Origin of the sequence: Amycolatopsis nivea, from assembly GCF_004522235.1 — a bacterium.
GTDB classification, from domain to species: Bacteria; Actinomycetota; Actinomycetes; order Mycobacteriales; family Pseudonocardiaceae; genus Amycolatopsis; species Amycolatopsis nivea.
The window spans coordinates 1-473 of sequence record NZ_SDLT01000120.1 but is presented as its reverse complement, the minus strand read 5'-3'; the positions used below and the strand labels follow the sequence as shown (position 1 = coordinate 473).

The following is a 473-nucleotide window of genomic DNA, read 5'->3' as shown; positions in this document are numbered from 1 at the left end:
GGCGAGATCAACGAGCTGCACCACAGCAAGCACCACGCCGCCTACGTGAAGGGCGCGAACGACACGCTGGACAAGCTCGCCGCCGCGCGGGAGGCGGGCGACTTCGGCTCGATCGTGGGCTTGGAGACGACGCTGGCGTTCAACCTGGCCGGGCACGCCAACCACGTGGTGTGGTGGAAGATCCTCTCGCCCGAGGGCGGGGACAAGCCGACCGGCGAGCTGGCCGCGGCGATCGACGAGGCGTTCGGCTCGTTCGACAAGTTCAAGGCCCAGTTCACCGCGGTGTCCACCACGATCCAGGGCAACGGGTGGGGCGCGCTGTCGTGGGACCCGATCGGCAAGACGCTGATCACCCAGCAGCTGCGCGACCACCACAACAACCTGATCCTGCCGACCGTGCCGATCCTGCTGGTCGACGTGTGGGAGCACGCGTTCTACCTGGACTACAAGAACGTGAAGCCGGACTACGTCAA

The 473-nt window shown here is 66.6% G+C and carries 1 protein-coding gene; it reads left to right on the top strand.

Features of this window, described 5'->3' with window-relative positions; genetic code table 11:
* A partial coding sequence (locus tag EIZ44_RS44490) for a superoxide dismutase (RefSeq protein ID WP_134734622.1) occupies nucleotides 1-473 on the top strand: 473 nt, incomplete at both ends.